Origin of the sequence: Paenibacillus sp. AK121 (assembly GCF_019042715.1) — a bacterium.
Lineage (GTDB): Bacteria > Bacillota > Bacilli > Paenibacillales > Paenibacillaceae > Paenibacillus > Paenibacillus polymyxa_C.
The window spans coordinates 74622-94764 of the sequence record NZ_JAHPJM010000009.1 but is presented as its reverse complement, the minus strand read 5'-3'; the positions used below and the strand labels follow the sequence as shown (position 1 = coordinate 94764).

Sequence of the window (20143 nt, the reverse complement as noted above, 5' to 3'; positions counted from 1 at the left end):
CACTCTGATACTTACTTTGGTCGCACTTATATATGAAAACTTGAGCGAGCAGCGATGTGCATCAAATTGAGTGACGGACCTCCAACCCGAAACAAAAATTAACTTTTTTTTAAGAATCTCTTTACGTTTAATTAAGATTTGTTTTTCATACTTAATCATATACAGTAGGCAACCGGATGTATCCGGCCCTGCCAGTACTTCAGCCCGTATGCTCTCTTGGTTAAATCCTCTATCATAAAGTTAACAGAGATAAGGAATTCACATAGAAATATTATTTCAGTTTGACAATTTCAATGGAATTTGCCGATTAAAATAAAAATGAGGGATGGTTGGATCAATGTTGCTTCGTTTACGCAAATCTTCAATGCAGGCAGTCTGGATGGTGTGGGAAAGAGGGTTCGATTGGATTTCACGCTTTCGCGGATCGCATACATCGCACTTTGGAATTTGCAAAGTCATGATTAAGAAACACCGAGGGGAGAGCATCGTCTGTGCGGACTCCACCATCATCGATAGAGGCGATCTGGTCGGGGAACTCCATCTCAATAATGAAAAGATTCTGATGCTGATCAAATCCGAAGACTCAGACCGCGCGGCGCTCATGACGGCCCGGCTTACACGGAAATCCATGCAGCAGATCAGCGAGGCATTCGCAAGTCAGCCGGAGTTCAGAGAGGTGAAGGCGTTAGTCGCCATTACGCTGCTTCATCGTGGTTTGATACATGGTCTTGGTTTCGAACAACAACCGATGAAATCCGATCTGTTCCAATGCATTACAACGGCTTATCTACGATTGTTGTTATCCGTCATGCACCCTGAAGGCAAGAAACGGATTGGCCGCAAGACCGAACAATTGATACCGATGATGCTGATTCACTCCCGCAGCTCGCTGAGGAACCGATTTATGACGATGAAGAGACAGTCCGTTTCAAAGGAGTTATGTCTACCCAAATCAAGATCCAATTAATTAAAAACAAAAGAAACTAGGAGCGTGGTGGGTAAGTTCCTGGAGGGCGGTATGGAGTTGAAACACAGCGACTGGAAACCCATACCACCCAAAGGTAACCTATTTTTCATCATGCTCTGTAACAAAGGCGGGAAGGCATTCATGGATGAAATTATGGAATTTTTACAGAACTTCGGAGCGACGGGACTTTTTATTCACGCTATGCTCGATGCGATTATCTTCCCTATCCCGGCGTTCTTCCTGCAGCTTTCTTTAAGCGCGATGCAACCGGAGTCGGCTTTATGGCTCGCTACGGTAGGCTTTGCCGGAAGCCTGCTTGGGACACCGATCGGTTATGGGATCGGCAAGCTGTCGGGAAAGCATGTTTTAGGCAGTGTAATGAAGAAAAAATGGCTGGATTCGGCAAGCGACTTATTTGCCCGCCATGGCGAGGCCGCAATCCTGATCGGATCGTTCACTCCGATCCCGTTTAAAATATTTACTATTTTATCCGGATGCATGAATTATACGTTATGGAAGCTGCTCAGCTATGCGGCCATTGGCCGGGCGGTGAAGTTTTATGTAGTCGGTTTTCTCTTCTATATATATGGCCGCGCGGCAGAGAATATGGTGAACCAAGTTCTCACGATTATGCTGGTGGGCGTTGGTATAGCGATTGCGGCAATATGGTTCTTAATACGGAAGCTGTCTGAGCGGAGGAAGATAAGGGGTGAACATCAATCTATGAAAAAAAAAGGGAATGGAGGCGGAAAGAAGGATGCAGTGGATAAGGCGAATTGATCAAACGATGTTCTTCTGGTGCAACCATCGGCTGAGTAGTCGGGTCTTGGACCGATTGTTCGGATGGATTACCCATTTGGGCGGAGCTTTATTTACCATCATTTGCGCAGTGTCCTTGGCATGGTTCGCCGAGGGGGAGTTCAGCAGAATCGGGCTGCAAAGCTTGATCGCACTGGCCGTTAGCCATATCGTTGCTGTTCTGATCAAGAGAAAGGTGCGCAGAGACCGGCCTTTCCGCAAGCTGGAGCAGGTAAAGGTAGGCAAATTCCCGTTGAAAGATTATTCCTTCCCATCCGGCCATACAACCGCTATTTTCGCCTTGGTTACACCTTTTATGTTGGCCTCATCGCCGGCAATTATGCTTGTCTTGATTGGTCTGGCCTTGTTGGTGGCCATATCCCGGGTTTATTGGGGCTATCACTATCCAATCGATTGTGTGGCTGGTGGGATGGTCGGATTCCTAACGGCGGTGCTGGTTATTTTGTTCATACATAGTTAAATTTCACGAAGGAGGCGATTGTTGATGAATAACATAAAACGGGAAAAGCTTCTGATTTTGTCCGGCGCGCTCGGGGATGGACATATGCAGGCGGCCAAGGCGATTTTGGAGGCATCGGTGTTGTACAAACAGGGAGTAGAGGTGGTCGACTTTATGCAATGGATCCATCCCCGCATGCATGTGGTTGAACGGTATTGCTTCCTGCAATGGGTGAAGCATTTTCCCTCCTCATACGGATATATGTATCAGAAGACCCGGACGGACAGTACACTTACTTTCTTCCTGAAGCATTTTCTCACAACCAGCCTACAGCGGCTGCTCAAACTTCTGAATGAGGAACAGCCGACGTTGATTGTCAGTACGTTCCCGCTGGCATCAGCCGCCATTTCCTTGCTTAAGGAAAAAGGGATGACGGATCTGCCTGCGGCAACAGTCATTACTGACCATTCCGATCACAGTTATTGGATACATCCGTTTACGGATCTTTATCTGGTCGGCTCCGAAGGTGTGCGTGCAGCTCTGCAGAGAAAAGGCGTTGCTGACCACAAAATTGCTGTAACGGGCATCCCTGTTCGCCCATCCTACAGTCAGACCGACAATAAAGACCGGCTGCGCGAGAAGCTGGCCTTGCCTCTTGACGCCTTTGTCGTGCTGGTGATGGGGGGCGGTTGCGGGATTATCGATAAATCCTTCATAGAGCAAATGCAATCTGACTCTTTTCCCCCTAACGTGCAATTTGTGATCGTATGCGGACGCAATGTGAAGCTGCTGAACCGTCTGCATGAAGCGTTGGGAGACAGGGATAACGTCATGCTGACAGGCTTCCTGGAGGGAATCCATGAATGGATGGCGTCCGCAGACGTATTGATTACCAAGCCGGGCGGACTGACGACCTCCGAAGCGCTGGCGCTTCAGCTTCCCATGCTGCTGTTGGAGCCACAAATGGGGCAGGAAAAGGATAATGCCAGTTATTTGATTCAAGCGGGAGTAGCGTATCTATGTCAGATTGACAGTTTGCAGGATCAGCTTCAGCGGCTGGTTCAACAGCCTTCCCTAATGGAAGAAATGAGGGAGAATGCAGGGCTGTGCAGACAGCAGGATTCCGCCAGACATGCGGTCTTGCAAATTCTGAACATGCAGAGCGATACCCAGGAAGAAAAATGGGTTTGCTCCTTGCAGCAATATGCTTAAACTTATTTTTCACTAAGGGGGATAAAGACGTTGCTTGTTAAATATTTGTTGATTGGGCTCATAGGCTTCATCAGTCTGTATATGCTAATTCCCAGTTTTCTGCCAAGAATAGTCAGATTGGGAGCCTTTCGTAAGGGAACGACCAAGAACCAGGTAGCGTTCACATTCGACGATGGGCCGCATCCGAGGTATACACCGGAATTATTGGATTTATTGCAGGATTATCAAGTGAAGGCCACATTCTTCGTGCTTGGCTCGCAGGCGGAACTGCACCCGGATCTAATCAGAAGAATGGATCGTGAAGGTCATCAGATTGGAATCCACAATTACGCTCACACCTCCAATTGGCTGATGCTTCCCTGGACGGTGCGGCGTGATCATATGAAACGGACCGCAGATATTATTGAATCCATAATTGGAAAAAGGCCGAATCACTATCGTCCGCCATGGGGGCTCATGAACGCTTTCGATTTCTTTCATCCCAAATCGTACCGCATCGTACTCTGGTCCTTGAAGGCGGGGGATTGGCGCAGCAGGAGCTGCCGCAAGAAGCTGAAGGCAACGCTGCTGAACGGAATTACGGACGGATCTGTTATTTTACTGCATGACAGCGGAGATACGCCGGGAGCGGACCGTCACGCGCCATATTTTATGCTTCAGGCTCTGGAGGAAGTACTACATCAATTACAGGGACGCAACTTGCAATTCGTTCGTCTGGATGAAATGGCTTGACAAGTGAATGAGGTGACAATAGTGAGACAGGAACCACAAATTTTAATTTTAACGGCCGATTACGGAGAAGGTCATCATCAGGTGTCCAAGGTGTTGCAGCAAAGCTTAATTCGCAATGGTTATAGCGAGGTGGCGGTTGTCGACTTGTTCCGGGAAGCTTATCCTGTGCTGAACAAAATAATCCGCTTTCTATACCGGCAAAGCTCGCATGCAGCCAGTTTAGGCATTCCCTATTACGGATGGATCTACCATCTGACCAACCGGCTTCCCATGAAGGGAAAGATTGCGGCCTGGATGAACAGTCTTGGCGGCGACAGGCTTAAGAAAATCATCCTCCAGTACCAGCCGGAGGTCATCATTTATACATTCCCATTCGGCAGCTTGCCAAGCAGCGAGGCATTATCTGCGATCCGTCCCCGGACTGCTGTTGTCATAACAGACTTTGACGTTCACCGAAGATGGCTGTTCGCCAAGCCGGATCACTATTTTGTCCCTGCCAGCGACGTCAAGGAGGCCATGGTCAGGCAGGGCGTCCCCGAGAGTCGTATTACCGTGACCGGAATTCCGGTCAGGGAGTCATTTTATGATGCGGCAATGATCGGTTCCAGCTCCGTTAAAGAGGCAGATGAGCATGTGATTCTGCTTATGGCCAACGTCTGCGGCACATTACAATCGCTATCGAGGCTCATCGGGAAGCTGCTACTCTTGTCAGGCGTCCGCATTCAAGTGATTTGTGGCCGGCAGAAAAGATGGAGACGGAGACTTGCGGAGAGCTGGGTGGATGATGCAAGAGTGGATATATTCGGCTTCACCTATCAATTGCATGTTTTGATGAGCAGTGCCTGCTGCGTCATCACGAAAGCGGGAGGCGTTACACTATCCGAGGCGATTCAGGCCGGGGTTCCGATTTTCATCCTAAATCCGTTTCTGGGGCAGGAGAAGGAAAATGCCTTGTATTTGCAGCGCAAAGGAGCGGCAGCCGTGGCCTTTACGATTCATGATCTGGTGTTGCAGATACGAGCGATGATCTCCTCTGAGCCGATCAAGCAGTCAATGATGAACGGGCTGCTCGCAGCAAGGCAGAAAACGTCTGCGGACCATATTGTTCGGCATTTGTTTCCTGAGGCAAGCCCCTTAAGAAGGGGTGGAATATGATGAGCGGGAGGAGCGCGTTCAAGCTTTCTACTCTGATGCTGTTCACAGTGCTTTTTTGCACAGAGTTTGTCCGAAGCGCTTTCTTGTTCTCGTTCCTGCCGAACTTTGCCGTCAACGAATCGGGGCAAACCGTTGCTTTGGTCGGTCTTGCCGTCTCGCTTCATTATACAGCCGATACGCTGATTAAATGTGTGGCTGGATATTTGCTGGACAGGTTTTCGCTGCGCTGGCTGCTGCCCGCCACTTTCGTCCTGATGCTGTCCGGACTAGCCGCTGTGTTCGTTAGTCCATATGCCTGGGGGCTCGTTGCCGGTTCCGTGATGCTTGGGATGGGGGCGTCGCCTATATGGCTCATTTGTCTGGAGAAAATCCGGCTGACGGAGCGGGCAGCCCAGATTGGGGCGATATACACCGTGTGGCTGGCCTGCATCGGTCTGGGGCCGATCACAATCAATCTCACCTTCGATTATGGCTTCGTACCTGCCTTCCGGCTGATGGCTGCGCTGCTCGCCGTCGGCTGCATTGCATCGTTCGGGATTAACAGAACAACCCCCTTGCACCTCCAGAACGTCAGCTTTGCCGAACAAGCGACAAGACTGCGAAGAAGACTCGTTCAGCTGAAATGGCTACTGCCAGGCATGGTTCTGCAGATGACCGCCGCGGGACTGCTGCTGCCGATACTGCCCGGTTTTGCCGCTGACCATCTCGGTCTGAGCCAGCCGCAATATTCGATAATGCTTATATTCGGCGGGGCCGGTGCGATGCTGTTTCTGGTCCCGATGGGGAAGCTGGCCGATCGATGGGGGCACAAGCAAATGCTGTTCGCCGGTTTCGTATCGCTTACGGTCATATTGGCTCTGTTAATCGTATCCATGCCGCCGCCTGCATTAACGATGCTGTTTGCCTTTATGCTGGGATTGTCTTACTCAGCCGTGCTTCCGGCCTGGAATGCGGTGCTGTCGTACCTTGTTCCGGAGGATCAGAAGGGGACCGGGTGGGGAGTACTCTCAGGGATTGAAGGGCTCGGTATTATGATTGGTCCGGTCATCGGGGGATGGATAGCCAGCCAGTATACGAATGAAACTGCCATTAGCATCAGCGCTGCTTTACTGGCTGTTCTTGCACTTTTTTATTTAATTTTGCCGCAAAACAAGCTTGTTTCGGCTCGCGGGACATTGCAGCACAAGAGGGAGAATGCTCATGGACTTGATCGGGTTAGTTGAACAATTGTTTCACGAATATGGATACCTGGTCTTGCTCATCGGCTTGCAGCTAACTTCATCGCGCTCCCCATTCCGCCGAGCAACAACACCTTGACCTATATCGGTTTCTTAGCCTCTAAAGATGTGCTTCATGGGCTGCTGGCTTTTCTCAAGCAGGACTCCTACGATTGCAATCAAAAAAGAAAGTACACTAGTTTATCCTTACTAACTAAATTGTATGAGCTCTATCAAATAATATAGTTAGAACAACAACTCATTCTGGGCATGTTTCTTTGCCTATGGGTAAAGGTTGTTGTCCTAACACCTTTTGTACTAGAGATCCTTATCTTAACAAGCACGTCATATAAGACAGTTGACAGTTTGTCATGCGGTATATGTGACAGGCCCAAGTACGATGTCATCAAAAGTTTGACGGTTTTATCACTCTTCGATTTAACAATATCGGAGGTAAGGTGAGGGGGGAAAGCAGAACAACATTCTAAAATAATAGGAGCGATTGCGTTATGAAATCATTCACCATTCGAAAAGGAGTAGCGCTTCTGACGGGCAATCATTCTGGGGACATGCCGGCGGTACTTTCGGATTTGAGTCAAGAGCCTTCGGATCTTTAGGCGGGCAGCGTATTTTGGTAAGGTGCATCAACTCGGTAGCCCCGGAAGTGGAGCCGGCTCACAATAAAATAATCGATAAGGAGTTTGGCCGTTAAGTTTAAAGCCGACATCGCGCCCTTTATTTGAGGACGAATGTCGGTTTCTGCTATAATTAACCGTCGTTTTATGCAATCGAGGCACGTATGTCCGCATTCAGAAGAAAACGATTTCAAAATAGATAAGATGTACTAGGGACATAACGACGGCGTATTTTATATTCGGTCGGTGAGCTCTACTATCAAAATTCTGTAACTTGACTTTTAAAAACCACAAATATAATAACTGAAATATTACATTTGTAATACATGTGGAAATGAGAAGAGAGGAGGACATCGGGTATAACCTGCTGGCAGGGGTTCAAACAGACGATATATTTTTAGGGAAAGAAGGGTAAAATCTTGAAAAAATACGTATTAAATACAAATAGAATAGCTTTATTTGCGATGACACTCTTTCTTGTGCTGCTCGTTGGCTGTACAAAACAGGGGGCTTCAACTCCGCCGACTGAAAAGGAGCCACCAAACTCAAACGCAGCGAATGTGGTTTTTAAACAGCTTGAAGTCAAGTTTGACGCGCGGCTGGGCGTATATGTTATTGATACGGGAACAGGGAAAGAGGTTGCCTATCGGGCCGATGAACGTTTTGCCTATGCATCCACTTACAAGGCACTGGCAGCAGGCGCGGTCCTGCAGCAGAAGTCTAACGATGAACTGGGCAAAGTCATTAAGTTTGCCAAGGATGATCTGGTCACGTATTCACCGATTACGGAACAGCATGTGGATACCGGGATGAATCTCAAGGAAATCAGTGATGCGGCGATTCGTTATAGCGACAATACGGCAGGAAATTTGCTGCTAAAGGCGCTCGGCGGGCCCGAAGGGTTCGAAAAAGCAATGAGAGACAACGGTGACACTGTGGTTATGGCCAACCGTTATGAGACAGAGTTGAACGAAGCGATTCCTGGGGACCACCGTGATACGAGTACACCCAACGCCCTTGCCAACAGCTTAAAAGTGCTGACGATTGACGATTCCATGCCTAATGACAAACAAGAACTGCTTATCGGCTGGTTAAAGGAAAATACTACCGGTGACGAACTAATTCGGGCGGCTGTGCCAGAGGGCTGGGTAGTTGGTGACAAGACAGGCGCAGGAAGCTATGGCACACGCAACGATGTTGCCATCGTATGGCCTCCGGACAGGGAGCCGATCATTATTGCCGTAATGTCCAGCCGTGATACCAAAGATGCAGAGTATAACAATGCCCTAATCGCTGAGGCAGCCAAGGCGGCCTTTAAGGCTCTGGAGTAAGCGTAGCAGAGCTGCTGGGTAAGTCGATAGGGCTATTTAAAGCAAGCTAAAGCAAGCACAAAAGGTCGAGACAAGGGGAAACATGCTCCTGTTCTCGACCTGTTTGCCAAACAGGGAATCGTAAGAATTCCTCTGGATTAGAGTATTCCCCTATGACCATATAAGTACGTGTTCCAAAAGTACCCCCTAATTAGTGCGAGTTCAAAAAAAGCTTATAGAATCTCTACAAACTCATTTCAGTGTAGAACCCCAGTCATACGGATCACTGTGGTCGGTGTAAATACCCTTCACCACACGATAGGCAAGCTTGGGTTTGCGATATTCGTTAACCAGCCCCTTGTTATTGAAGGAGCGTGCCCGGTCTCTGAAGTGCGGTTGATGGCTTAAATAGATTGTTAAGTGCTGGTGCCAACATATATGCGCTGCAGGACCTACACTCAAAGCTATATATATTCGATGGGACTTCGGTTATTACCAGATCTGCTAACTTTACGTTTAATGGTTTCTATAAGAACTATGAATTTGGTATGTTAATAGAGAATGAACCGGTTTTTGCTAATGAATGCTCCGATTACTTCAATGGAATCCTTGAATCAAGGTGTTTGATGAAGAACTGGTTCTGATTGCGGAACCCGGCTTGCATCAGATGCCCGAAGTATTAGGTAAACCGATGTTGTTCTTTGAGATCGGGTGTACACACAGAATTCAAGCTGAAGCTTTTCTACATAGCCGTGGTGTCCATACGCTCAATGTAATGGAATTTGGTACACTGAACACGATCCTAAGTGGTGTATCTGCCGGAATAGGGGTATCTTTACTCCCGCGATCTTCGGTTGTTCAAGCCGAATTAAGAGGAGAGGTTTCAGTGATATCTTTGCCAGAGCCATATTGCAGGTTGGAAGTGGGACTTGTACATGCCCAATTTGTGTCATTAATTCAAAAGGGGCAAACTTTGTGTCAAAAAAGAGGTAAGCTTTGTGTCACTGGACAGATGTACAATCGTTGAGAAGAAGTTTTATCTCAGCAGCTCATGTAATACATATGTACAAAATACGGGTTTTGTGAATATGTATAAGAGAAACCTCGTAATTATTTAAATTAATCGTTCTTTTGTACATTGACACAAAGTTCCCTACTAAAATGACACAAAGTTCCCTACTTTAGTAGTTAAATCATACTTTTGAGTGTCTTAGTTCTTTTTCTCCAAACGAATGAGGTGTTTTTTTTATTTATCAAGCTAAGTAGGTAACTTTGTGTCACACACCCAGTCAGGTTGGCAACTTTGTGTCACTTACTTGACGAGCTCTACATCACTTATCCATATTATTGACTGCCTTCCTCATTTCCTCATCTGTTAAATGTGTATAGATCATTGTAGTTTGTATTGAGGAGTGTCCTAATTGGTTTTTCAATCTAGGTACATCATTGTTCTCTAGATGATAGCGCGTTGCAAATGAATGCCTAAGAGAATGCACAGTTAAAGTTGGTTTACCAAAGGCTGTAGCATATTTTTCAATTAATTTTTCAATTGATCTTTGAGTTCTGCAACTAACCAATCAAAAAATATAATGTAATCATGGCAATAGTTAAGAAGTGTCGTGGGAGAAAGTTTTCGTTTCCTGCTATCAATAAACTCCGTAACATACCATGGAAGATCAGACAGTTTTTCATCTATTCGATTCATATAATGCATTTTCATTTGTTTATCCATATTATGTATAACCTCCGCAAATTATTATACTTCAGCTATAAATATTCGTCAAAATTATATTTTACGTAATTATAATAACTTTAACTCAGTATTGCCCCTTCGGCAATCTTCTTGTAACCTCGAATAAATTTATCTTTTTCATTTTTCCTTGCTTAATGATGCTTATGAATCAATCGTTTCTGTGAGCATCATATCCAAAAAGAAAAATTCACTTATATTTCAATCATTCCCAAGCATTATAGTGTATTAGATTATTTAAATTTCGACGTCTCCCCCAATTTACTTGCTCTAGGATTGGTTTAGTAGGATAAAATTCCGTATAACCTAATGAAACCAAAGCAATAGGATCAATATGTGGTGGAATATTTAGTATTTCCCGTACGTCTGTTTTCTTGTAAAAACTCACCCATCCCATAGCTATTCCTTCTGCATAAGACGCCAACCACATATTTTGGATACAACAGGCGACGGAAAGAATATCTGTTTCAGGAATAGAATTTCGTCCAATTACATGTCCGCCACCTCTAGTTGGATCACATGTAATACAGATCGTTATAGGTGCTTCCCTTATACCCTCTAATTTTAACGAGAGAAATCTTTTCTTTTTTTCATCTTCATAGTGTATGGACAAGGCCTGTATTTCTTTATGACATGCATGCGCCAATCGTTCTTTAACTTCTTGAGAGTCAACTATAATAAAATCCCAAGGTTGCATAAAACCAACGGAAGGTGCATGATGACCAGCCATTAATATGTTGTTTAACTTATCTTTGGATATGGGTTTTCCATTAAATGATCGTATATCTCTCCTTTCAAAAATGGCTTTAAATATTCCTTCTCTTTCATAATCATTTAACAATTTAATTCCTCCCTTAAAACAAAAATCCTAAGCTTATATAAGACTGAGAATGAACCAGTACTCAGATTATTATGACAGAGGTCAAGTTTACATTGAAGTTGGTATTTTTATGATATAACTCTAATATTATTTATGCATGAAATCAATAATAGTCGTTTTTCTTCCTGACCTTGATGGCTGATCAATGTACAGTCGGCCGTGGACAATAGCTCCACTTTTGTGAACACCACAAAATCGATGCCAACTTCATTAAGTGATCGTGCTACTTTATCCAAGATCCCTATTCGTTTCGTGAAGGAGTGTCCGGTAACCATTATTATATCAATCGTTCACTCTTTGATATGCCTGAATCCCAATCTTCAAGCGCTGCAATCCATCAGTTAGTCGTTTTTTAGGGCAAGCGTAGTTCAATCGAATGAAATCGTGTCCATTGCCGCCATAGATGGCGCCCTCCGAGACATACAGCCCCGTTTCTTTCCTTATGAATTTACACAGTTGACTTACATTAGGAGTTATGTTCCGGCAATCGATCCAAGCCAAATAAGTCGCTTCCGAATGGATAATTCGGAGCTGTGGCAGTTCACTAGCCAGATAATGTTCGAGATATTGCTTGTTCGCCATGAGATATTCCAATAAGGCTTGCAGCCAGGGTTCGCCTTGCGTAAAGGCAGAGATTGCTGCTTCAATCGCAAAAAAGTTAGGTTCGGCCACTTCATCGGTGTTAATGCCACGGTGTACAAGTTTACGAATCTTCGAATTCGGCACGATAATACTCGAAGTTTGAATTCCCGCAAGATTGAAAGTTTTCGTCGGCGCCACACAGGTGATGCAATTTTGGGCGATCTCTTCCGACACGGAAGAGAATGGAATGTATTGGTGGCCCGGGTGTGTTAAATCACAGTGAATTTCATCGGAAAGGATAAGGACCTGATGCTTGACGCAGAGTGTGCCGAGTTTCTTAAGAACTTGTTTGTCCCACACTTTGCCTATGGGGTTGTGCGGATTGCAGAAAATCATAAGCGTTGTGTCAGAATCGGCTAGCTTTTTCTCCACATCGTCAAATTCGATCGAATATCCATTGTCTTTGTAAAACAACTCGCTTACGAGAACTTCTCGTTGATTGTTCTTTATGGAGTTGTAGAAGATGTTATAGACAGGCGCAAGCACTAGCACTTTGTCGCCGGCTTTGGTCATTTTGCGTACGATAGATGATATCGCCGGCACTACCCCCGTTCAAAACATAATCCATTCTTTTTGGATCTGATATTGATGTCTCTTTTCCCACCAATGGGCAACTGCATCATAATAAGTATCTGGTATCGAGGTATATCCATAAATACGATGGTCTAATCTCTTTTGCAGAGCATCGACTACAGCAGGCGAAGTCTCAAAGTCCATATCCGCCACCCACATCGGCAACTCTTCTGGTCCAACATCCCATTTATAAGAGTTAGTGACCAAACGGTTCGTCATTTTATCAAAATTAAAGGACAAATCGATCACCTGCTTTATCCAGCTCATATCGGGTGTAGGCAGCGTTGATTTCTTCATCATTGATGATGATTTCGCCGATATCCTTTGCTTTGATTTTCCCGGAGATTGGATTTTTCACGCTATCAATTGAGGTCTTGGTTTCCACATCAATGGTTGAATATTCGAATGCCAAGTCGGTATTCAGAATCGTTCCGTTCGCGATTACGAGACGGTCCATGTAGCACATTCCCTGATTGCTTTCAATAGTGCAATTGATAAAGGTGATGTTTTTCGAATTCCAGCCTAGATATTCTCCGATGATCAATGAATCATAGACGGTGACATTCTCGCAATTCCAGAAGGCGTCCTTTGAAATAATCTTCGCATTGCGAATCTCCATATCCTTAGCTCCGTCGAATGCGTAGTTCCCCGCTAATCTGAAATCGTCGATAGTGATATTTGCGCTATTCATTCCAAAGTAATCACCTTTTGCGGTCACATGATGCAAATGAATATCTTCGCAATTCCATAAGGTTTCTTGCGCGTTGGATAGATCGACATGCGTCAGTCGGATTCCGCTCGAACGCCGAAATGTCTTTGGTGCCTCTATTACGCTGTCACTGATGACAATTTGATGTGTATACCATATTCCCGATCGGGCCATTTCCAGGAAAGTGCTACGATTAAGACGAATATTATTGCAATACCATAAGGGATACTTCCATTTAAAAATGCTATTATTGATAGTAATATCGTTGCTTTCCTTCAGGGGGGACTCGCCATCTGCAAAAATGGAATTAGTGACCATGAGGTTCTCTCTCTTGAAAAGTGCTCGTTCTCCGGTAAGCATTTGTTGATCGATCGTTTGCATAATACTGTCTCCAATCGCTCAGTACTAGTTTTTCGAATATTCCCTGACCCCATAATTCGTAGAATAGCAACAGAGGGTTTCAGATTTATTAGAAGCTTCTATATAAACGGCAGCATTGACGGCTGTCATTTATATGTGTTAATTCATTTATTATAACTTAATATATTCTTCATCCAGTACAGGTTCTAACCAATCTGTTTGTCCTGGTGTAAGAGCTAAGTGAACAAACCAGCTTTCCTTCGTAGCCCCATGCCAATGTTTAACGTTCGCTGGAATGTTTACCACATCGCCTGTTTTGAGTGATTGAGCTGGCTTTCCTTCTTCTTGATACCACCCCTCACCGCCGGTAACTAACAACACTTGTCCAGTATGATGAGAATGCCAGTTATTGCGGGCACCGGGAGCAAAGGTTACATTCCCGATTGCTGTATTGAGTGGTGCTGGATCGGTAAACACCATTTGTAAGTACGCGTCTCCGATAAAGTTTTTTTCGACTTTTTGACCCAATGGGAAGAGTGTGCTATGGCTTAAGTGCTCGTTCTTCATTTTTCATCTCTACTTTCTTATATTTTTAACGTTATCCAACTTGAGCTGTTGGTCGAATGATCATCTCATTAATGCCCACATCCGATGGTTGCTCGATGGCAAAGGCAATGGCACGTGCGATGCTGTCTGCATCAATTGCTATCTTGTAAAAATCATCCAAGCCCGCTTTCATTGCCGGATCGGTTGTCGTCTCCAGCAGTTCGCTGGTCACAGCCCCCGGCGAAATATTGGTCACACGAATATTTGTACCACTCATCGCTTCTTCTTGGCGCAAGCCTTCAGAGATTGCTCTTACGGCATGTTTGGTACCACAATAAACTGTCCCGCCCGGGTAGATGTTGTGTCCAGCCACGGATGAAAGGTTAATAATATGACCTGATTTCCGTTCTCTCATAGATGGAAGGACTGCTCCGATTGCGTACAAAACCCCTTTGATATTGACATCGATCATTCGGTCCCATTCATCAACCTTTTTCAAAGCAAGAAAAGCCTGCGGCATGATTCCAGCATTATTGACTAAAACATCAATTTTTCCAAACTCGTTAAGCGCATATGCAGCAAGATCCTCCATTTGTTGGTGCGAACTTACATCCGTCACTTTATATATAGCTTGTCCGCCGCTTTGTTCAATTTCATCTTGTAATTTCTTTAACCGGTCTTCGCGGCGAGCGGCAAGAACCAATTTTGCTCCTTTGGATGCCAGTTCTTTTGCAGCTGCTTCTCCAATACCGCTGGACGCTCCTGTAATAATAACTACTTTTTCTTGAATATTTGACATTTTAGTTAAACACCCTTTCTTAATTTTAGGTACACTTTCATCTATAAAAAATAATCTATTTTTTCGCTTAATTTCTCTTTCTATTCTGGAATGATTTCATTCACACAACTCAAAGCATTTAATGTTCTCGGAAAACCCATATAAGGAAGGCAATGAGTGATGGCCGTGATCATCATATCCTTGTCATTGCCTACATTCAGGTTGCCTTGCACATGTGCCTTGACTTGACTTTCACAACCGCCGAGACTACTCACGATACAGAGGGTCAGCAACTCCCGTATCTTCAGATCAAGGCCTTCACGAGTATAGAAGTCACCAAAACAGAAAGCAGAAAGATAGTCCTGTATATGCTTTTGATTGTATGGAACATTCCCCCTGTTCTTTTCAATGATATCGCCAAAGATTTCTACCTGCACTGCAAGGCCTTTGTCTAACCGATTCTCTTCTTCAACCTGCTTTTGACTTTCGAGAGGTAACTCGATATTTCTGGATTGGAAAACCTCATTAATCTCCGCGATGGCATTTAGCGTTTTAGGGAATCCTAAATAAGGAGCACATTGGTAAATGGCCTCTTTAATTTCTACCGGAGTTAGTCCAACGTTCAGTGCAGCATGAGCATGCGCCTTGAGCTGAGGTAACGTTTGATTCGTTACAAGCACCACCAGAGTGATAAGCTCACGTTGTTTATCGTCCAACTTCCCTTGATAAAAAACTTCCCCAAAAATAAAACGGCTCAGGATGTCCTGAAAATCAGGATCAGTAGCGTATGCTCCCGGCATTCCATTACCAAATAGCTGTTTAAACGTTTCTTCACTCTTTTCAATTCGATTCATAACTGTGCCTCCTGCTTGTTTTTTTGTGGATGAATAAGACCCACTGAAAGAATGACGATAATTGCGACGCGGTAACCTCCAATTTCCGTCTCTATGATGAAGCCAACAGGCTTAGCATCACCATTCTTCTAGACAAGTTTAGGGTTCAGCGCATAAGCCACATAATCCTTGGCACTTTGCTCTAGCTCCTCATCTGACAGGTGTTGCATTACACCATACAAGATATATGGTGTCAAATAGCGTGTTCCAATCAAGTTACTGGTTGCCTGAAGAGGTCGCAGCAGCTCGGAAACGGTGTATTTAAAATTACCGTCTGGTAAATAGTTTTCTTTAGCAGCGCCGGTAGAAACGGCAATCAGTAGCTCTTTTCCGTGCAGCTTGTCCCCTTTGCTTCCAAATGCCCAGCCATGAGTTAGGACTACATCCTCCCATTTTTTCAGCAATGAAGGCCCACTGTACCAGTAGAATGGGAATTGCAAAACGATGCGATCATGCTGCTCCAATAGACTCTGCTCGGCAGCGACATCGATCTTCTCATTCGGGTATGCCTCATAAACATGGTGAATTGTAACACCAGCTTGCTTCTTCATTTCTTCCGTTAAGCGACGATGAACACGGGAAGCAGTTAAATCAGGGTGAAAAACAAGAACGAGTGTTTTCATTTTAAATTTTCTCCATCCAAGAATATTTTTTTCTATCTTAATTGTTTAAATGGAAACCAAGTTAATTATTTTACTACTCACTTTTCAGTGGATTATTTACAGCTTTGTCTGCTAAAATCCGTCCTGCAACACCTATATTATCTAGTTCATTTTCCCTTACGAACACAAAGAATGCTTGTTCAGGTATATTCATGATAGTTGAAGCTGATGTAGTAAGGTCTTTTACTAACTTTCTTTTTTGCTCTTTAGTTAATTTAGCTGCTTCAATTGTAATTACAGGCATAATTAATTCTCCTTTATTGTGAGTTTATGTCTAATGACGACGAGCTGACACAAAAACTCATGTGCATCTCTCTTATCAAACAGACCGTGCAACACCAATTTATATGAATTTAAAAATGACCAACGATTCGGTGCGGTACATATGGTTCTTCCAAAAACGCAATTTCTTCAGCAGTTAATTGAATAGATAGAGCAGCTTCTGCATCTTCGAGCTGGGATATTTTTGTCGCACCGACAATAGGAGCGGTTACCGGTTCTTTATGCAGAAGCCACGCAAGTGCGATGTGAACCCGGCGAACACCATGTTTCTCTGCTAAACTCGCAACCCGGTTCACCACCAATTGATCCGCATCTGTTGTTGCATCATATTTTTGTTTTGCCATTTCATCAGTTTCGGCACGATGTGTTGTTGTCTCCCGCGCCAATCTTCCTCCTGCGAGTGGGCTATAAGGAATGACCCCGATTTTTTCTTCCTTACAAAGTGGGAGCATCTCTCGCTCCTCTTCACGGTAAATGAGATTTAAATGATTCTGCATTGATACAAATCGGGTCCACCCATTCTTCTCAGCTATATGTAAAGCTTTCTCAAACTGCCATGCCCACATTGCAGAGGCGCCGATGTATCTTGCCTTACCAGCCTTAACTATATCGTGCAATGCCTCCATCGTCTCTTCGATAGGCGTGTTATAATCCCAACGATGAATTTGATACAGATCGACGTAGTCGGTTTTCAATCTCTTAAGGCTCTTACCGATTTCGCTCATGATCGCCTTGCGGGAAAGTCCAGCGCCATTGGGTCCTTGATGCATTCGTCCATGTATTTTAGTCGCGATGACAATCTCATCACGGTTCGAAAAATCCTTTAATGCACCTCCAATTATTTCTTCACTTGTCCCGTCAGCGTACACGTTTGCAGAATCAAAAAAATTGATTCCGAGCTCCAGAGCTTTTTTTATGATTGGACGAGCGCGTCCTTCATCAAGTACCCATCGATGATGACCTTTTTGTGCGTCTCCAAAACCCATACAACCAAGACAAATCCGGGACACATCCAAGCCAGTATTTCCAAGTTTCGTATATTCCATTTCATGGTTCCTCCCTTTCGTGTGGTGCGATTTTGACTTGCCTCAGAACGGGTACGCGTGCTGATCATTGAGTTTAGATAACTCCAAATAAAAAATGAACATTGATTGTTTAATCAACTTACGTTTATAATTCTAAACGGAAACAAAATGCTTGCAATAATCAATTTCTTTCGATGTGTGGATTACTCAACAAATTATCCGTAATTGCCGATTATCTCAGTAAGGGGACTTTAAAAATGACTAAAGTGGACAGAAGGGTACTTAAATCTCAAGAAGCCATAAAGAAAGCAATACTTGAACTGATGACTGAAAAAAACTTTGATGACATTACAATTCGGGATATTTCTGATAGGGCAAATGTTAATAGAGGAACAATCTATCTCCATTACATGGATAAATTTGACTTGCTAGATAAGATAATTGAAGAACATATAAACAATCTCCGTGAACTTTGCCACGCAGCATCTGAAATGAGTTTCCAAGAAGGAAATTATGTCTGGTTCGAATACTTTGCAGACAATCATTTGTTCTTTTCAACCATGCTAAACACGAAAAGTTCAGCTTATTTTCGTAGTCAATTTCTTGATTTAATCGTCCAGGAGTACAAGGTTGAAGTCGATGTAACAGAAGGAAAAAATCAAGGCTTAAGTGAAGATGTCGTTCTTCAATTTTTTGGGGCCGCAGTCGTGGGGATCGTAGAATGGTGGTTTAAGAATGGAATGTCAGTCCCCCCTCGTGTCATGGCAGAACAAACTGGGATATTGTTAGACAGAAATTTTTAAATTGCATTCCCAACAAATCTAGTAAATTGAGTAATTTCTTGTACTGAGGTTATTTAAACAAAATTCTCATCCTTAATTTCGTGATGAGGGTAGGGTTTTGAATACTGTTCTCGCATTCGGGGCTTGAACACTAGAGATAAGGCCCATACCGGCACAGTACAAAACCATGAAGCGGCACCCGCTCCATGGTTTGTACCTAAATCCATAACTTTATTAAGGGTCTTGTTTAGAAAAAGTTTGTAAGCGTCACATCTGGTCGACTGTGATTCCACCATCAACTAGCTATGGCTGTATTAACTTAGTCTAAATCTTCTCCATTGCTGTTAATTACTTTCTTATACCAATTAAAGGACTTTTTCCTACTACGGCTTAACGTACCATTTCCCTGGTCATCTTTATCCACGTAGATGAAACCATATCTTTTGCTCATTTCTCCAGAGCTTGAGCTTACTAAATCAATGCACCCCCAGGTTGTATATCCTAACAACTCTACGCCATCTTCTTTTACAGCAGCTTTAAATGCGCGGATATGTTCCCGAATATACTCGATTCTGTAATCATCTGAGATACATCCATTTTCATCAGGCTTGTCCGCAGCTCCCAACCCATTTTCGACAATAAATAATGGTTTTTGATAGCGATCATACAATGCATTTAATGTAATTCTCAACCCGAGTGGGTCAATTTGCCAGCCCCATTCACTTCTTTTTAAATGGGGATTTCGTAATGTCGGAAATAGATTGGCAGCGGTTTGAGTATTAACTGCTGGGTCAGCACTTGTTAATCGCGAACCATAGTAACTAAATGAAACGAAGTCAACTGTATTATTTTTCAGAAGCTCCTTATCACCATCTTGCATCTTCAGATCTATATTCATCCTTTCGAACATTTTTTTGGCATAATTCGGGTATTCACCACGAGATTGTACATCCACAAAGAAGTAATGTTCTCGATCCCTTGTCATGGCTTTCCATACGTCTGCAGGAGCGCAAGTATAGGGATAAGTGCTGGCACCCGCCAACATACATCCTATCTTGAATTCGGACTTTATTTTGCGTGCAATTTCAGTAGCTTTAGCACTCGCGACCAATTGGTGATGAGCTGCCTGATACTTCACAGCTTCTTCATCTTCATCTTCATCAAACACCAATCCTGAGCTCCCGAATGGTAGGTGTAATAACATATTGATTTCATTAAAGGTTAGCCAATACTTCACTTTATCTTTGTAGCGAGTGAATAGTGTTTCGCATAGTCTTTCATAATAATCAACCATTTTACGGCTTCTCCAAGAACCGATGGTTTTTACCAAATGAATCGGCACATCAAAATGAGTGATCGTTACTAAAGGCTCTATATTATATTTTAAACACTCATCAAAAACATCATCATAGAACTTCAAACCTTCTTCGTTGGGTAATGTATCATCCCCATTTGGATAAATTCGTGTCCATGCAATAGATAAGCGGAAGCATTTGAAACCCATTTCTGCAAATAAAGCAATGTCTTCCTTATAATTATGATAAAAGTCGATGGCTTCATGGCTCGGATAGAAATGTTCATCATCACATTCCATCATTTTCATCTTGCCTTTCATTACAGAAACGCGATCCTGTCCTGCGGGTATAACATCGACGGTTGACAATCCCTTATTCCCTTCCAAATATCCACCTTCACATTGGTTTGCAGCAGTTGCTCCTCCCCATAAAAAGTCTTTGACTAAAGTCATTCATAATCCACTCCTTGAATTTGATATG

23 protein-coding genes and 2 pseudogenes are annotated in these 20143 nt (G+C 43.9%); 12 read left to right on the top strand and 13 right to left on the bottom strand.

Annotation, left to right across the window (positions count from 1 at the left end):
* Positions 1–337: 337 nt before the first annotated feature.
* The 11 genes and pseudogenes from KSP24_RS16855 (at position 338) to KSP24_RS16810 (ending at position 9513) form a co-directional block, all read left to right on the top strand.
* Positions 338–967 carry a YkoP family protein gene (locus tag KSP24_RS16855; protein WP_025675939.1) on the top strand — a complete coding sequence of 210 codons (630 nt, stop codon included), beginning with the start codon at positions 338–340 and terminating at the stop codon, positions 965–967.
* A gap of 51 nt (positions 968–1018) precedes the next feature.
* Positions 1019–1747 carry a YqaA family protein gene (locus KSP24_RS16850; protein WP_013371303.1) on the top strand — a complete coding sequence of 243 codons (729 nt, stop codon included), beginning with the start codon at positions 1019–1021 and terminating at the stop codon, positions 1745–1747.
* Positions 1725–2246, top strand: a complete 522-nt coding sequence (locus KSP24_RS16845; RefSeq protein ID WP_014599784.1) for a phosphatase PAP2 family protein — start codon at positions 1725–1727, stop codon at positions 2244–2246. The genes KSP24_RS16850 and KSP24_RS16845 overlap by 23 nt, the downstream gene beginning before the upstream one ends.
* A 24-nt stretch (positions 2247–2270) precedes the next feature.
* Positions 2271–3437, top strand: a complete 1167-nt coding sequence (locus KSP24_RS16840; protein WP_025675936.1) for an MGDG synthase family glycosyltransferase — start codon at positions 2271–2273, stop codon at positions 3435–3437.
* Positions 3438–3467: 30 nt separating this feature from the next.
* Entirely contained in the window at positions 3468–4169 is a 702-nt protein-coding gene (locus KSP24_RS16835; protein ID WP_013371300.1) for a polysaccharide deacetylase family protein, read from the top strand.
* Between the two features lie 21 nt (positions 4170–4190).
* A complete protein-coding gene (locus tag KSP24_RS16830) occupies positions 4191–5324 on the top strand; it encodes an MGDG synthase family glycosyltransferase (RefSeq protein ID WP_058712613.1) in 1134 nt (377 codons plus the stop codon).
* On the top strand, positions 5324–6547 hold the full coding sequence (locus KSP24_RS16825) for an MFS transporter (protein WP_254207857.1): 1224 nt from the start codon (positions 5324–5326) through the stop codon (positions 6545–6547). Before KSP24_RS16830 ends, KSP24_RS16825 begins: the two co-directional genes overlap by 1 nt.
* Before the next feature lie 541 nt (positions 6548–7088).
* Positions 7089–7253, top strand: a pseudogene (locus KSP24_RS25340) (serine hydrolase domain-containing protein); the annotation flags it as partial.
* A gap of 387 nt (positions 7254–7640) precedes the next feature.
* Complete coding sequence (gene bla / locus KSP24_RS16820) at positions 7641–8507, top strand: class A beta-lactamase (RefSeq protein WP_483311490.1); 867 nt, start codon at positions 7641–7643, stop codon at positions 8505–8507.
* 392 nt (positions 8508–8899) lie between these two features.
* The gene (locus KSP24_RS16815; RefSeq protein ID WP_216975893.1) at positions 8900–9130 is read left to right on the top strand and encodes a phospholipase D family protein; all 231 of its coding nucleotides are present in this window, start codon (positions 8900–8902) and stop codon (positions 9128–9130) included.
* On the top strand, positions 9106–9513 hold the full coding sequence (locus KSP24_RS16810) for a LysR substrate-binding domain-containing protein (RefSeq protein WP_367949349.1): 408 nt from the start codon (positions 9106–9108) through the stop codon (positions 9511–9513). Before KSP24_RS16815 ends, KSP24_RS16810 begins: the two co-directional genes overlap by 25 nt.
* A 304-nt stretch (positions 9514–9817) precedes the next feature.
* On the opposite strand, the pseudogene KSP24_RS25335 reads toward KSP24_RS16810, so the two are convergent.
* The 12 genes and pseudogenes from KSP24_RS25335 to KSP24_RS16755 all read right to left on the bottom strand — a co-directional run.
* Positions 9818–10048 (bottom strand): annotated as a pseudogene (locus KSP24_RS25335) (tyrosine-type recombinase/integrase); the annotation flags it as partial.
* Positions 10024–10218 (bottom strand): hypothetical protein, encoded by a 195-nt coding sequence (locus KSP24_RS25330; RefSeq protein ID WP_254207869.1) that lies wholly within the window; start codon positions 10216–10218, stop codon positions 10024–10026. The gene KSP24_RS25330 and the pseudogene KSP24_RS25335, both read right to left, overlap by 25 nt.
* Positions 10219–10441: 223 nt before the next feature.
* On the bottom strand, positions 10442–11077 hold the full coding sequence (gene bluB / locus KSP24_RS16800; protein ID WP_064964082.1) for a 5,6-dimethylbenzimidazole synthase: 636 nt from the start codon (positions 11075–11077) through the stop codon (positions 10442–10444).
* Between the two features lie 321 nt (positions 11078–11398).
* The gene (locus KSP24_RS16795) at positions 11399–12301 is read right to left on the bottom strand and encodes a MalY/PatB family protein (protein ID WP_367949348.1); all 903 of its coding nucleotides are present in this window, start codon (positions 12299–12301) and stop codon (positions 11399–11401) included.
* Between the two features lie 9 nt (positions 12302–12310).
* On the bottom strand, positions 12311–12580 hold the full coding sequence (locus KSP24_RS16790) for a beta C-S lyase family protein (RefSeq protein ID WP_216975892.1): 270 nt from the start codon (positions 12578–12580) through the stop codon (positions 12311–12313).
* The gene (locus KSP24_RS16785; RefSeq protein WP_064964080.1) at positions 12561–13421 is read right to left on the bottom strand and encodes a DUF3737 family protein; all 861 of its coding nucleotides are present in this window, start codon (positions 13419–13421) and stop codon (positions 12561–12563) included. Before KSP24_RS16785 ends, KSP24_RS16790 begins: the two co-directional genes overlap by 20 nt.
* 150 nt (positions 13422–13571) lie before the next feature.
* A complete protein-coding gene (locus KSP24_RS16780; protein ID WP_016820891.1) occupies positions 13572–13967 on the bottom strand; it encodes a cupin domain-containing protein in 396 nt (131 codons plus the stop codon).
* A 31-nt stretch (positions 13968–13998) separates the two neighbouring features.
* Positions 13999–14745: an SDR family oxidoreductase gene (locus KSP24_RS16775; RefSeq protein WP_064964079.1), complete on the bottom strand. Its 747-nt coding sequence runs from the start codon at positions 14743–14745 to the stop codon at positions 13999–14001.
* 80 nt (positions 14746–14825) lie between these two features.
* Entirely contained in the window at positions 14826–15578 is a 753-nt protein-coding gene (locus KSP24_RS16770; RefSeq protein ID WP_216975890.1) for a carboxymuconolactone decarboxylase family protein, read from the bottom strand.
* Between the two features lie 128 nt (positions 15579–15706).
* A complete protein-coding gene (locus KSP24_RS16765; protein WP_149033158.1) occupies positions 15707–16240 on the bottom strand; it encodes an NAD(P)H-dependent oxidoreductase in 534 nt (177 codons plus the stop codon).
* Between the two features lie 73 nt (positions 16241–16313).
* Positions 16314–16523, bottom strand: a complete 210-nt coding sequence (dmpI, locus tag KSP24_RS16760) for a 4-oxalocrotonate tautomerase DmpI (RefSeq protein ID WP_216975888.1) — start codon at positions 16521–16523, stop codon at positions 16314–16316.
* A 109-nt stretch (positions 16524–16632) separates the two neighbouring features.
* Positions 16633–17607: an aldo/keto reductase gene (locus KSP24_RS16755; protein ID WP_216975886.1), complete on the bottom strand. Its 975-nt coding sequence runs from the start codon at positions 17605–17607 to the stop codon at positions 16633–16635.
* Positions 17608–17843: 236 nt separating this feature from the next.
* Between KSP24_RS16755 and KSP24_RS16750 the strand changes: the two genes are divergently transcribed.
* Positions 17844–18389: a TetR/AcrR family transcriptional regulator gene (locus KSP24_RS16750; RefSeq protein WP_064964075.1), complete on the top strand. Its 546-nt coding sequence runs from the start codon at positions 17844–17846 to the stop codon at positions 18387–18389.
* 298 nt (positions 18390–18687) lie between these two features.
* Here the strand turns inward: KSP24_RS16750 and KSP24_RS16745 are convergent, their stop codons facing one another.
* Positions 18688–20115 (bottom strand): 6-phospho-beta-glucosidase, encoded by a 1428-nt coding sequence (locus tag KSP24_RS16745; protein WP_216975884.1) that lies wholly within the window; start codon positions 20113–20115, stop codon positions 18688–18690.
* Positions 20116–20143 lie beyond the last annotated feature (28 nt).